Genomic DNA, 12,095 nt, shown 5'->3' with positions numbered 1-12,095 from the left:
GATCTTACTTTGATCCCACGGATACTTATCGCCGACAGACAGACGGAGATTCTGGAACTCTTTACAAGGATACTGGAGGGAGACAGTTCTGTCTCATGTTACACAAGTGACGACAATGAGGATTTGCTTCGTCAAATCCGGGAGATATCCTTTGCCATCATGCTGCTTGATGTCCAGATGGTTCTCTACAATAACTTTGCACTCCTGAGAACGATACGGGAGATATCTCCGGCAACAACGATCTTGATCATGGGATATCTGGAGGAGCTGGAAGCCATGAAGAAGGGGTTCGATTTCGGGGTCTCCGGGTATATTATTAAGCCGGTCATGGCCAGGGACCTCCGCAAGGAGGTAGGGAAATGCCTCCTCTCTCCCACGCTAAGAAGGGCAGAACCACCGGCAGGGCAGGTTATCACATAAAATTTCACTATTATTTAAAAGGAGGTAGGGCCTTATGGTCAGAATAAGATTTCTCTAAATATGGAGGGCATAAACATACCAAAGAAGTTCTGTTATTTTTATGATGATTCTCAATCTCTCGAAGCAAGGAGGTTTTCTGAATGAAACTATTCAAAACAATTTATCAGGCGTTAGTTATGGCGTCCGCCGCGCACGCCAGATGGGACTATGAGACGTCCCTGTCCATCTTGAAAAACAGGAAAAAATTGCTGATATTAATTGCCCTGTCGCTGCCGATCCTGGCCGTAATGGTGGCCTCGGCGGCAGACCTTCCGCACATCCTGGGCGGCAAGAAGGCATACGCCCCGGCCACCTATACGACTACTATATTTCTGTCCTCGATTGCTATCGGCCTCATCGCCGGCCTGATTACGGGCTGCATTGGCGCAGGAGGCGGCTTTGTCATCGCCCCGGCCCTGATGAGCGCCGGAATCAAGGGTATCACGGCGGTGGGTACGGACCTCTTCCACATCTTTGCCAAGGCCATCATGGGTACGGCGGTGCATAAGAAGCTGGGTAACGTCTCTGTCAGCCTGGCGGTGGCCTTCGTCCTTGGTTCGGTCCCTGGGGCATTGGCGGGCGGGCTTCTCAACCGGGCCCTTTACAACATGAACCCGGTTATCAGCGACACCTTCATCAGCATCATATATGCGGTACTCCTCGGCTTCCTGGGTATTTACTCGCTGGCTGACTTTCTCAAAGCCAGGAAGACCGGCGACACCGGCGGGGCCCACGGAGGCGGCCCGGTGGCTGAATTGACCGGACTGCCGGTGAAGATGCAGGCCTTGAAAATTCCTCCCCTACTCACCTTTGATGAGGACCTTGTTCCCGGCGGCAGGAAAATATCGGCCTGGATCGTCGGAATCTGCGGCTCCTTTGTGGGTTTGGTAGCGGCCATCATGGGTGTCGGCGGCGGCTTCTTGACCTTCCCGATCTTTGTCTATATGCTGGGCGTGTCTTCGTTCACCACGGTGGGTACGGACATCCTCCAGATCATCATGACGGCCGGGTTCGCCTCCATCTCGCAGTACGCCATCTACGGCTTTGTCTTCTATACCCTGGCTATGGGTATGCTCCTGGGGTCGCTTATCGGCATCCAGGTCGGCGCTCTGACCACGAAGGTTGTCCGGGGTATCTATATCCGGGCCTTTTATGCCATGGCCGTTCTGGCCGGCTTTGTCAACCGGCTCTTTGCCCTTCCGAAGAAGTTCGGCGAGCTGGGGTGGATAGAGATATCCAAAGGTATGGGCAACATGTTTGATACCATAGGCATAGTCCTCTTCTTTTTAGTGGTCACGACCTTCGGCGTGTTTGTCTTTGGCAAATTCTTCGGAAACATGAAAGAACTGAGAGGGGAGGGATAAACCATGTTAGTGAAAAACCCCAAGACATTCAATCTCGGACTGATGTTGATGATTTCCTTTTTCATTGTCTTCTACGTCATCATGTTTGTACCGCTTGTTGACAACAAAACGGTCATTATCTACGCGGACGACATGTTCAACTCCCTGGCCAAGGGATCGACGAACTTCATACCGAAGTACATGGAGAAGAGTGAGAAGTTCGTAGGCAAACCGCTGGAAATGAGCTTCAAGATGAAAGCTGCCGGCGAGGCTGAAAAAGCCGCCATTCTCTTCGGCAAGAACGGATCCACTGTTACGGTGGCGGGCGAGAAAGTTACGTTGACCGGTGGCGACTATGGTAAGACCATGTTGGCTGCGGAGAACGACGCGGACTTTATGTTCAACAACCGGGGAGACGAGGTGGCCGCGAAATACGGCTTCAATGAAAAAGAAGTCATGTATATCTGGCACACTGCTTTCACGAAGCTGATCAAGGAGCTGGAAAAGCAGGAGCGTTTTGAGGGATCGATCTTCCTGGGCGACGTGCTGACCAAGGTTATCGAGCCCGGATATAACTTCTATGGGATAAAACCGGAGAAAGTCAAAGACCACGTGGTGCTCCTGGTGGCGTTGCTGGTTTTCTACGTCATCTACACGTTGTGGTTTGGTTATTCCATCTATGAATTGTTTAATGGGATGGGCCTGACCATGACCAAATCCAAGGCCAAGAAGGAATAAAAAAACCTGGTAATGTCAAAAGCTTCATGAGAAATAAGCCACAGAGGACACAGAGTGCACAGAGCAAGGTAAAGAAATCAAAAGAAAAAGACAGAGCAATGAAAAAAGAAATAGTTTTATGGCACTTCCGGTACCTGTACACTCTCCAGGGCTGTGATTAAGCCATGTTATAGGGACAAACAAGAACATTGGAGAAGCTAGGGAGGAACCAGATGCTGTCTTAACCTGATGATATCTCTGTGTTCTCTGTGGCAAGATTCTTGACAGTACTACAATCTAAGACAGGAGGTAAAAATGAAGATATTAGTGCCGATCGACGGTTCCAAATATGCCATGGAGGCGGTCAAGATGGTCTCCGAGCTGGCCAAGGCCACGGGCGCTCAGGTGACCCTTATGACGGTAACGCCCTCTATTGCCGATATAGATATCGAATATACGGCCCGTGAACGGGAATCCCTGGAACAGAAAACCACGGCTTATGGAGAAAATGTCCTGGAACAGGCCGAAAAAGTGCTTGGTACAACGGGATTAATTCCAAAGACCCTCATGATGGCATCAACCTCGGTAGCCGATGCTATCATCTCGACGGCCAAAAAGGGCAAGTTTGACCTTATTGCCGTAGGCAGCCGCGGGTTAGGGGCTACGGCCCGTTTTATCATGGGTGGCGTGGCCTCGCGGGTGGTTAATCACGCCCCCTGCTCGGTGCTGGTGGTAAGGATGGAAAAATAGGCACGGCATCCAGCAAAATATCTACAACAAAAAGGGTCTCTCTCACCGGAGACCCTTTTTGTTGCAAAGGGGGGCGTAATTCTCCCCCTTTTGCGACTGTGGCGTAATAAATTATTTTCATTGTCCTTTATGTCGCTATGCGACATATGTGTTTCATATGTGATTTTTTATTGATAAAAAATATGTTATATTAATTTAAATGTGGGTGTTTTACTTTATCGTTCATTTTGTAAACTGGCACAAAATTTATCAATGTCATCTGTACAACTGGCAATAACAGAATTGGCCCGGGGGCTTGGCCGTTTCATGGAGCGCCTGAAGACTATCTACCAGGCCATGGACAAGGCTTACGATGAGATAACAGCTTACTATGGCTGCTCCTGTGCGGGTTGTGACGGCAATTGTTGCACGAGTTACTTTTTCCATTATACGGTGGCGGAGTATCTCTACCTTGCGAAGGGCTTCCAGACCCTCAGCCCGGAAAGACAAAATGAGGTGCGGCGTCTCGCCCGTGAATTTGTAAAGGACCGCGACCGGCTGGAGGCTGAGGGGAAAAAAATTGACCTGATGTGCCCGCTCAATGATAGAGGTCTCTGCGGCCTGTATGCCTTCCGTCCGATGATATGCCGGCTGCACGGAGTCCCACACTCATATCGCAGGCCGGACCTGGCGCTGGTTCGGGGTGAAGGCTGTCCAAAACTGGTCCCGCCGGTCGGAGATGCGCCGGGGCATACTATAGAGAAGCCCGCCCGCCGTGAGCTTGACCGCAGCCGATTTTATAGAGATCTGGCCAGGCTGGAGCAGGAACTACGCCAGGAAATCGGCTTTGGCGAACGTATCAAGATGACCATTGCCGACATGATCACGTCCATGGAGAAACAGGAGACATCGTAAATGGAAAAACTGACTTGCATCTTCTGCGGTGGAGAAGCCGCTATCCTGGGAAAGTGATACAATGCCCGGGTAGTCTGCAAGGATTGCGGACAAGAGACGAAAAAAGAAGCCTATCAGGACCAGATAGAAAAGTGGATAGAATCTGTCTGTCTGGATACTTTCCCCATCAAGAGGTAAATCCCGGGGCTTCCGGCCTATGGCTGGTCGCAGACCGGATGAACTCCAGGTAACAAAATGAAAGGCATTCTCATCCGTTGGATCATAAACGCCGGCGCCCTTTTCCTCGCTGCCCATGTGGTAGATGGGATAGAGATCACCGGATTTCTACCGGCCCTGGTCGGCGCCTTGATCCTTGGAATACTGAACACTTTTATTCGTCCGGTTGTACTGATCTTAACCCTCCCTCTAAACGTCCTTACCTTAGGGCTTCTGACTTTTATCATAAACGGCCTTATGCTCAAAATCGTAGCCTCCATACTTAAGGGCTTTGAGGTCCAGGGCTTTTGGCCGGCGGTCTGGGGCGCCTTGATTATAAGTACCGTAAGCTGGATAATGAACATATTCATTAACTCCCGGGGAAAGATTGAACACATCGAGATGAAAAAAGGCCGGAACGGGCAATGGGAGTAAATGTGAATTAGATAACAAACTTGTTGACAAAATTGTATATTGCAGTAATTGTATCTATATCTGGGGTACGGAGTGGTATTTCAGAGGTAGACAAAGGCGTCCACTGGACTTATTATTTATACGCGTATCCAGCGGACGTTTTTTTATTTCCCCGGGAAGAAATTTTGACGGCATTAATGTATGCACAAAAATGCGCATATCCTATATAGCCGGTCTCTAAGGAGCACATAAAAGTGTTACACCAGCCAATAACTAAAAATTACCACGACTTCATCATCGAGCGTGATCCGGAAAAGTGCATCCAGTGCCAGGTCTGCGTCCGTCAGTGCTCTTACGGCGCGCATATCTACAATGAAAAAGAAGGACGCGTTACCGAAGATGAAACCAAATGCGTCGGCTGCCACCGTTGCGAGGCCCTCTGCCCCACCGGGGCCTTGACTATCAGGAGAAACCCTTCCGAATTCAGAGAAAACGCCCTCTGGGCCCCGCAGTTTATCAAAAATATTTATAAGCAGGCGGATACCGGCGGCGTCCTTTTGACCGGTATGGGCAACCCTTATCCCTACCCCGTCTATTGGGATCGTATGGTCTTAGATGCCAGTCAGGTGACCAACCCCTCCATTGACCCCCTCCGGGAACCGATGGAACTCAGGACCTGGCTCGGCTCTAAACCGGATGCTGTCGAAATAGAGATGAAAAAAGGCAGGCCTAAACTCACAACGCAGTTTTCGCCGCAGTTGCAGATTAACTACCCTATCCTGTTCTCGGCCATGTCCTATGGATCTATCAATCTGAATGTTCACGTCGGTCTGGCCCGGGCTGCGGAAGAATTAGGGATTCTTTACAATACCGGCGAGGGCGGCCTGCATCAAAGCCTGTATAAATACGGTAAAAATACCATTGTTCAGTGCGCTTCCGGTCGTTTCGGCGTGGATAGCAAGTACCTCAATGCCGGTGTGGCTATCGAAATCAAAATCGGCCAGGGGGCAAAACCCGGTATCGGCGGCCATTTACCCGGCGAAAAAATAGGAAAAGAAATCTCCATCACCAGGATGATCCCGGAGGGGAGCGACGCCATCTCACCCGCGCCTCACCATGATATCTACTCCATCGAAGACCTGCGGCAACTCATTTACGCCCTTAAAGAGGCCACCGATTATGAAAAGCCGGTCTTTGTAAAGATTGCCGCGGTTCATAACTCCGCGGCCATCGCCAGCGGTATAGCCAGGGCCGGAGCAGATGTCATCGCCATAGATGGATTCCGGGGAGGCACCGGAGCCGCCCCCACTATGATCCGTGACAATGTAGGCATCCCCATTGAACTGGCCCTGGCCTCTGTTGACGAAAGACTGAGGCAGGAAGGGATACGAAACCGCGTCTCCCTGCTGGCGGCGGGCGGCATCCGCTGCAGCGCCGATGTAGTAAAGGCCATCGCCCTCGGCGCAGACGCGGTATATATCGGGACGGCGGCCTTGATCGCCGTCGGCTGTACTCTATGCCAGCGTTGCTATACCGGTAAATGCCCCTGGGGTATCGCTACGAATGATCCCTATCTTGCCAAGCGGATCAATCCGGACATCGCCCACCGGAGATTGGCCAACCTGGTCCGGGCCTGGGGGCATGAAATTCAGGAGATGCTGGGCGGCATGGGTCTCAATGCCATCGAGAGCCTGCGGGGTAACCGCGAAAAGCTTCGCGGCGTAGGGCTGAATGAAGTGGAATTAAATATCCTTGGCATTAAACATGCCGGGGCATAGGTGTGCGCGAAGATGAAAAAGGTCTATGCAAGGGAAGACGTGTGTATCGGTTGCCGGCTCTGTGAAATCGCCTGTATCGTTGAACATTCCATATCCAAAGACATCATAAGGGCCTTTAAGCAGGAAGCGAAAAGGCCGGCGCGCAATGTCGTGGAAGAATGCGGCCCGGTCTCGTTCTCTGTCCACTGCCGTCACTGTGACGAGCCGCCTTGCGTCCAGGTCTGTATTTCCGGGGCCATAGTCAAGGATCCAGCGACCGAGATAGTAAAACACATACCGGAAAAGTGTGTGGGCTGCTGGTCATGCGTCATGGCCTGTCCGTATGGAATTATCAAAAGGGACACAGACCGGGGGAAGGTGATAAAATGCGACCTCTGTCCGGACCGCGATCTGCCGGCCTGTGTTTCCGCCTGCCCCAACGAGGCCCTACTTTACGAGGAGAAATAGATTCATGGAATATGTCATTATTGGAAATGGCGTAGCGGCCATAGGGGCGGTAGAAGGGATTCGTCAGACAGACCGGCAAAATCCGATTACTATCATTGCCGCTGAACCCTATGCCACATACAGTCGCCCCCTTATCGCCAACCTTTTGCGTGGAAAGATACGTGAGGCAGACCTGGCCTACCGCCCGGAGGCATTCTATTGCGATAATAAGGTAACCCTCTTGCTGGGACGCACCGCCACAAAAATCGATGTCGCAGCGCGCCGGGCGCTATTGGAAGATGGAGACAAAGTCCCCTACGGCAAACTCCTCATCGCCACGGGAGGGAAGCCTTTTATCCCGCCCATCCAGGGCAAAGACGGACCTGATGTCTATACCTTCACCACCCTTGATGATGCCAGGAAGCTGGACGCATTGGTCGGCAAAATAAAACAAATCGTGGTGATCGGCGGGGGTCTTATCGGTCTTAAGGCCGCAGAAAGCCTCCATGATCGGGGTCTTAAGGTCACTGTAGTCGAACTGGCCGACCGCATATTGAGCACCGCCTTTGACCAGACAGCCGGGAGCATCATCGGCAACCGTTTAGCCGAGGCGGGTATAGAGGTCATAACCGAAAATTCAGTTAAAGAGATCGTACGCAAAAATGACCGGGTAAAAGGCATTAAACTGAATGATGGTCAAAAGCGGAGTTGCGAGGCTGTAGTAATAGCCATCGGGGTTATCCCCGACAAGGATATCGTTAAGGGAACCGGCATAGAGACAAATCGCGGCATAGTGGTCAACGACTATCTGGAGACCTCTGTCGCCGGTATTTACGCAGCCGGAGACGTAGCCGAGGCCCTTGATCTTCTCTCCGGTGAAAGGCGTGTAGTGCCGATCTGGCCCAATGCCTATACCCAGGGGCAGTATGCCGGCCGGAATATGGCCGGGGCCAGAGTGACCTATAAGGGCGGGCTTCCCATGAATTCCATTGAGTTTTATGGTATTCCCACCATGTCCATGGGTACGGCCAATCCAGCCGGTCCCGGCTATGAGGTCATAACCAAACTTATCCCTGAAAAGAATGTCTATCGGAAGCTGGTACTCAGAGATGGGATACTGGTCGGCGCCATGCTGATTGGCGAGGTAGAAAGGGCGGGGATACTGACCGGCCTGATCAGAAACAAAGTGGACGTTAGCGGCTTTAAAGAAGAATTAATGAAAGATACCCTTAGCCTTAGTTCTCTGCCCGGGGAAATACGCGCGGAGCGGTTAAGTAACTAATTAAAAACTGTACGGGGAACCACGCGATCATGAAGAGTTGGCAGTATCAAAAGGACATTTCCGGGTGCGGACTTTCCGGAATCATCAATAAAAACGGGGAAAGGATCACGGGTGAAGGCATTATCTGCTCTATAGCCTGTCAACACGACAGAGGAAATGGCCTGGGCGGAGGGTTTGCCGCCTATGGTATCTATCCTGATTTTAAGGATCACTACGCCCTGCACATTATGGCGGATAATCTTGACGCCCTCCATGCGGCTGAAGGTTTCTTAAACCAGACCGTATCTATCGTGCATCAGGAAAAGATCCCGACCCGGCCCAGCAAATACATTACCGACCCGCCTATCCTGCGTCGCTATTTTGTTGAACCGGTGAAGGAAGGGGACAGGATATGCCGCTGGCCGGGCTTGAGTGACGATGACTATATAGTCCGCGTGGTTATGAATGTTAACCGGGACATTAAAGGCGCCTATATCTTTTCGAGCGGCAAGAATATGGGGGCCTTTAAGGGCGTGGGCTTCCCGGAAGATATCGCGGACTTTTACCGCCTGGACGAATATTCCGGCTATATCTGGACGGCCCATAACCGGTTCCCGACCAATACCCCGGGCTGGTGGGGCGGCGCTCATCCCTTTACCATCCTGGACTGGTCAATCGTGCACAACGGCGAGATTTCTTCCTACGGCATCAACAAGCGTTATCTGGAGATGTTCGGGTACCACTGCACCCTGCTTACGGATACAGAAGTAGTGGCCTATCTCCTTGATCTCATCATCCGAAGGCATGGGTTGCCTGTAGAACTGGCCTGCAAGGTCTTTGCCCCGCCATTCTGGCAGGAAATCGACCGGATGGACAAAGAATCAAAGAGGCTCTTTACGGCTATTCGTATGGTTTATGGCAGCGGCCTGTTAAACGGCCCCTTTGCCATCCTCTTTGCCTACAACGGGGGTCTGGTGGGCCTTAATGATCGGGTAAAGCTGCGCCCCCTGGTCGCTGCCGTCAAGGGGGACACGGTTTATATGGCCAGCGAAGAATCGGCTATCCGGGCTATCTGCCCTGATCCGGAAAAGGTCTGGGCGCCCAAGGCCGGAGAGCCGGTTATTGTAACTATGGACAAGGGCGTTTCCACGACGAAAAAACAGCCCAGGATAAGCCCGGCCTGTGCCGGAGCAAGGTAATTTTTATGAGAGACAAGACAGAGAACCCTATGGAAATTAACGCGCAGGGAATTTACTATAAAGACTTGAACGATATGATAAGAAAGGCCGTAGGGAATGGAGAGGAAAATTTTATCCTGAGAAATGTCAACGGCCAGCGTTACATCGCGGATGGCATAAGCAAAAAAATCAGCATGGAGGTCTATGGCGTTCCGGGACAAGACCTGGGGGCCTTCATGAAGGGACCACACGTCGTAGTCCACGGCAATGCCCAGGACGGGGTGGGCAACACCATGGACGTCGGCAAGATCGTTGTCGAAGGCATGGCAGGAGATGTCGTAGGCTACGGGATGAGGGGGGGGAGGATTCATATCAAAGGCGACGCCGGCTACCGCGCCGGTATCCACATGAAAGCCTACCAGGACAAGATCCCGGTGATCGTTATCGGCGGCAAGGCCGGTGATTTTCTTGGCGAATACATGGCTGGAGGAGTAATCATCCTCCTGGGTATGTTCAGCCAGGATGCCGCCAGGCCCATAGCGGGGATATTTATGGGCACCGGAATGCACGGGGGGGTTATATACGTCCGGGGCGAGGTCGATCCTCATCAACTGGGATTTGGGCTAATTCCCAAAGAGTTAGACAACGAGGACCAAAAAAACCTTAAAATGTATCTTAAGGAATACTGCGAAGACCTTGATATTGATCTTCGAAAGGTGTTATCTGTGCCATTCAAGAAAGTAGTCCCTTTCTCACACCGACCTTATGGGAATATGTATGCGTATTGACAGAAAAACATCTCGTGAGATAGAAGAAATTACCTGCCTATACGAGATTGCCAGGGCCTTAGGCGCCTCTCTGTACCTGAGGGACTCTCTGCATAGCACCCTCGACATACTGGCAAAAAAACTGGGTATGACCAGGGGTACAATTACCATTCTCAATCCCATGACCTCCGAGCTCCAGATTGAAGTAGCGCATGGATTGACTGCCGAGGCCCGCAAACGCGGCAGATACAAACTAGGCGAAGGGATCACCGGCAAGGTAGTGGAATCCGGAGAGCCTATGGTTGTCCCCAGGATCAGTGAAGAACCCTTATTTCTTAATCGAACCCGCTCCCGGGGGGATCTGGCCAAGCAGGATATCTCCTTTATTTGTGTGCCGATAAAGGCCGCCCGGAAAACGGTAGGGGCCTTAAGTGTGGACAGGCTCTTCCAGACAGATGTCTCATTAGATGAAGACCTGAGACTTTTGACCATCATTTCCTCCCTGATTGCCCAGACAGTAATCAAGATACAGACGATGGAGAAAGAAAAGGAACTCCTGATCAACGAAAATCTGGAGTTGAGGCACCGGCTGACTGACAAGTACAGTATTTCCCATATCGTGGGAAACAGCAGCCGGATGAAGGAGGTCTATGAGATGATCTCCAGGGTGGCCGGAAGCAACGCTACAGTACTCATCCGGGGGGAGAGCGGCACCGGCAAAGAACTGGTGGCCAATGCCCTCCACTATAACAGTCGCCGAGCCCATAAACCATTTATTAAGGTCAATTGCTCGGCCTTGCCGGAAACCCTCATTGAAAGCGAACTGTTTGGCCATGAGAAAGGCGCTTTTACCGGGGCTATCCATCAAAAAAAGGGACGCTTCGAGCTGGCCGAAGGAGGCTCTATATTCCTGGATGAAGTGGGTGAACTCAGCCAGAACATTCAGGTCAAGTTGCTGCGCGTCATCCAGGAGCACGAATTCGAGCGCCTGGGCGGCACGCAAACGATTCACTGTGACGTTCGGATAATTGCCGCAACCAATAAGGATCTTGAAGAGGCGCTCAGCAAAGGAACGTTCAGGGAAGACCTCTACTACCGCCTCAATGTCTTTCCCATCCATATACCGCCATTAAGGGAACGGAGAACTGATATTCTGCTCTTGGCCGAACACTTTTTAGAAAGGTTCTGCCGCGAAAACAATAAAAACATCCGCCGTATTTCCACCCCGGCCATTGATATGCTCATGCAATACCACTGGCCGGGCAACGTTCGGGAGCTTCAAAACTGTATGGAAAGGGCCATCCTGATCTGTGATGAAGAGGTTATAAAGAGCTACCATCTTCCTCCGACGTTACAGACGCCGGGCAGCTCCAGGACCCATAGTCGCCTCTCCTTGGCCGAAGCGGTGGATAACACTGAGAAAGAGATGATTATAGAGGCATTAAAAGAGACCAGGGGCAATCAGTCCCAGGCGGCTCAATACCTGGATACGAGCCTGCGTATTCTGAATTACAAGATTCACAAGTATGGACTGGACCCAAAACAGTTCAAGGTGAGTTAAATCTCAAGACATATCTCTGCGCCCGACCGCCCTCCCCTGCCGCCCACAAGGCAAGCCCGCCGGAAAAAGGCAAGGATAATCTCTCCTGAATGCACTGGGCAGACATTGAAGCTCCCCGTCCGCCGCAGGCGGACCTTGGGCGGACGGGGAATCTCCGTATGCAAGGTAAAATGCATCGTATTCGCTCGCTAACCCCGCTGCAAGCAGCGGGGAATGCACTCGCTATGCATGTTCATTACAATTTTGTAAAAAGCGCGCTGCCTTTATCACAAAACCGTAAAAAATATTTTGTGAATAACCATCTGACAAAAACTTAATTGTCTGTTTCTGCTACCTTTTTTAGGATGGCATG

General features: G+C 51.5%; 13 protein-coding genes. All 13 read left to right on the top strand.

The genetic code is table 11. From position 1 onward, the window contains the following. Window positions 1–9: 9 nt before the first annotated feature. A complete protein-coding gene (locus tag RDU59_06420; protein ID MDQ7838109.1) occupies window positions 10–420 on the top strand; it encodes a response regulator in 411 nt (136 codons plus the stop codon). 140 nt (window positions 421–560) lie between these two features. Beyond that, entirely contained in the window at window positions 561–1,823 is a 1,263-nt protein-coding gene (locus RDU59_06415) for a sulfite exporter TauE/SafE family protein (protein MDQ7838108.1), read from the top strand. Between the two features lie 3 nt (window positions 1,824–1,826). Then, window positions 1,827–2,540 carry a hypothetical protein gene (locus tag RDU59_06410; GenBank protein ID MDQ7838107.1) on the top strand — a complete coding sequence of 238 codons (714 nt, stop codon included), beginning with the start codon at window positions 1,827–1,829 and terminating at the stop codon, window positions 2,538–2,540. A gap of 294 nt (window positions 2,541–2,834) precedes the next feature. Then, window positions 2,835–3,269 carry a universal stress protein gene (locus RDU59_06405; GenBank protein MDQ7838106.1) on the top strand — a complete coding sequence of 145 codons (435 nt, stop codon included), beginning with the start codon at window positions 2,835–2,837 and terminating at the stop codon, window positions 3,267–3,269. 252 nt (window positions 3,270–3,521) lie between these two features. Then, on the top strand, window positions 3,522–4,163 hold the full coding sequence (locus RDU59_06400) for a YkgJ family cysteine cluster protein (protein MDQ7838105.1): 642 nt from the start codon (window positions 3,522–3,524) through the stop codon (window positions 4,161–4,163). A gap of 234 nt (window positions 4,164–4,397) precedes the next feature. After that, window positions 4,398–4,793 (top strand): phage holin family protein, encoded by a 396-nt coding sequence (locus tag RDU59_06395; protein ID MDQ7838104.1) that lies wholly within the window; start codon window positions 4,398–4,400, stop codon window positions 4,791–4,793. A gap of 233 nt (window positions 4,794–5,026) precedes the next feature. After that, window positions 5,027–6,550 carry a glutamate synthase-related protein gene (locus RDU59_06390; protein MDQ7838103.1) on the top strand — a complete coding sequence of 508 codons (1,524 nt, stop codon included), beginning with the start codon at window positions 5,027–5,029 and terminating at the stop codon, window positions 6,548–6,550. Between the two features lie 12 nt (window positions 6,551–6,562). Next, entirely contained in the window at window positions 6,563–6,997 is a 435-nt protein-coding gene (locus RDU59_06385) for a 4Fe-4S dicluster domain-containing protein (GenBank protein MDQ7838102.1), read from the top strand. 4 nt (window positions 6,998–7,001) lie between these two features. After that, window positions 7,002–8,258: an FAD-dependent oxidoreductase gene (locus tag RDU59_06380; GenBank protein ID MDQ7838101.1), complete on the top strand. Its 1,257-nt coding sequence runs from the start codon at window positions 7,002–7,004 to the stop codon at window positions 8,256–8,258. Between the two features lie 29 nt (window positions 8,259–8,287). After that, window positions 8,288–9,436, top strand: coding sequence for a glutamine amidotransferase family protein (locus tag RDU59_06375; protein MDQ7838100.1), 1,149 nt, complete (start codon window positions 8,288–8,290; stop codon window positions 9,434–9,436). A 29-nt stretch (window positions 9,437–9,465) separates the two neighbouring features. Continuing rightward, window positions 9,466–10,203 carry a hypothetical protein gene (locus RDU59_06370; GenBank protein ID MDQ7838099.1) on the top strand — a complete coding sequence of 246 codons (738 nt, stop codon included), beginning with the start codon at window positions 9,466–9,468 and terminating at the stop codon, window positions 10,201–10,203. Further along, on the top strand, window positions 10,193–11,743 hold the full coding sequence (nifA, locus tag RDU59_06365; GenBank protein MDQ7838098.1) for a nif-specific transcriptional activator NifA: 1,551 nt from the start codon (window positions 10,193–10,195) through the stop codon (window positions 11,741–11,743). The genes RDU59_06370 and nifA overlap by 11 nt, the downstream gene beginning before the upstream one ends. A gap of 89 nt (window positions 11,744–11,832) precedes the next feature. Continuing rightward, window positions 11,833–12,060, top strand: coding sequence for a hypothetical protein (locus RDU59_06360; protein MDQ7838097.1), 228 nt, complete (start codon window positions 11,833–11,835; stop codon window positions 12,058–12,060). Window positions 12,061–12,095: the final 35 nt, after the last annotated feature.

It is taken from the genome of Thermodesulfobacteriota bacterium (assembly GCA_031082315.1).
Lineage (GTDB): Bacteria > Desulfobacterota > QYQD01 > QYQD01 > QYQD01 > QYQD01.
This window is presented reverse-complemented; position numbering and strand designations above follow the sequence as displayed.

Excerpts from the sequence above, each read along its gene's own strand:
- RDU59_06405 (MDQ7838106.1), top strand. The coding sequence starts at position 2,835 with ATGAAGATATTAGTGCCGATCGACGGTTCCAAATATGCCATGGAGGCG.
- RDU59_06375 (MDQ7838100.1), top strand. The coding sequence starts at position 8,288 with ATGAAGAGTTGGCAGTATCAAAAGGACATTTCCGGGTGCGGACTTTCC.
- RDU59_06385 (MDQ7838102.1), top strand. The coding sequence starts at position 6,563 with ATGAAAAAGGTCTATGCAAGGGAAGACGTGTGTATCGGTTGCCGGCTC.
- RDU59_06360 (MDQ7838097.1), top strand. The coding sequence starts at position 11,833 with ATGCACTGGGCAGACATTGAAGCTCCCCGTCCGCCGCAGGCGGACCTT.
- RDU59_06400 (MDQ7838105.1), top strand. The coding sequence starts at position 3,522 with ATGTCATCTGTACAACTGGCAATAACAGAATTGGCCCGGGGGCTTGGC.
- RDU59_06410 (MDQ7838107.1), top strand. The coding sequence starts at position 1,827 with ATGTTAGTGAAAAACCCCAAGACATTCAATCTCGGACTGATGTTGATG.
- RDU59_06380 (MDQ7838101.1), top strand. The coding sequence starts at position 7,002 with ATGGAATATGTCATTATTGGAAATGGCGTAGCGGCCATAGGGGCGGTA.
- RDU59_06415 (MDQ7838108.1), top strand. The coding sequence starts at position 561 with ATGAAACTATTCAAAACAATTTATCAGGCGTTAGTTATGGCGTCCGCC.
- RDU59_06395 (MDQ7838104.1), top strand. The coding sequence starts at position 4,398 with ATGAAAGGCATTCTCATCCGTTGGATCATAAACGCCGGCGCCCTTTTC.
- RDU59_06370 (MDQ7838099.1), top strand. The coding sequence starts at position 9,466 with ATGGAAATTAACGCGCAGGGAATTTACTATAAAGACTTGAACGATATG.
- nifA (MDQ7838098.1), top strand. The coding sequence starts at position 10,193 with ATGCGTATTGACAGAAAAACATCTCGTGAGATAGAAGAAATTACCTGC.